The sequence below is a fragment of the Staphylococcus agnetis genome, from assembly GCF_002901865.1.
Taxonomy (GTDB): domain Bacteria; phylum Bacillota; class Bacilli; order Staphylococcales; family Staphylococcaceae; genus Staphylococcus; species Staphylococcus agnetis.
The window spans coordinates 1-640 of the sequence record NZ_PPQF01000143.1 but is presented as its reverse complement, the minus strand read 5'-3'; the positions used below and the strand labels follow the sequence as shown (position 1 = coordinate 640).

Sequence of the window (640 nt, the reverse complement as noted above, 5' to 3'; positions counted from 1 at the left end):
TATTAGATTTTTCTCTCCTTCACTTATATTTTTTATATTTAGTGATACATTTTCTAAATTATGATAAAGATAATAGTTTTTTGTAGTTTCATCAGATTCCAACCTAAAATGTAAATTAATACTTTCAAATACGCCATTTAAGTAATTTTTAAAATCATTATAATCCGATTGACTTTCATGTAATTTCGATATTTTTGCATTAATCTCCTCATTTTGTTTTTCTTTCTTCTTACAATCATTTTCTTCATTTTGTATACTTAAAAGTTCTTCTTTAATACTTTGATTCTCTAATATTTCTAAACTTATAGAACCAGTAACTATTACATTTATATTTTCTATTTTTTTATTTAATTCTTTAAGTTTTATTTCCCGCTTTTCATTACATTCTTCTTCAATTTCGGATAATCTACTTATTAATGCCATGTAATTATCAGTAGGAAATTTAAGATTATCATTCTCCATATTTCCTAATTTTTGTTTTAAAATTCTCTTAATTTCTTCAATTGAGTTTCCCAAATTTTCTTCTTCCAACTTTTGGACACCTAATTCATTAACAAATAAATCAATATTTGATAAATATTTTTCATAATTATCCGATAATTGATTAATTGATTTTTCAACATCTTTAAGATAATCAAAA

At 21.9% G+C, this 640-nt stretch carries 1 pseudogene; it reads right to left on the bottom strand.

The window, feature by feature from the left end:
- Positions 1-640: pseudogene (locus CD172_RS13060) on the bottom strand (AAA family ATPase); the annotation flags it as partial.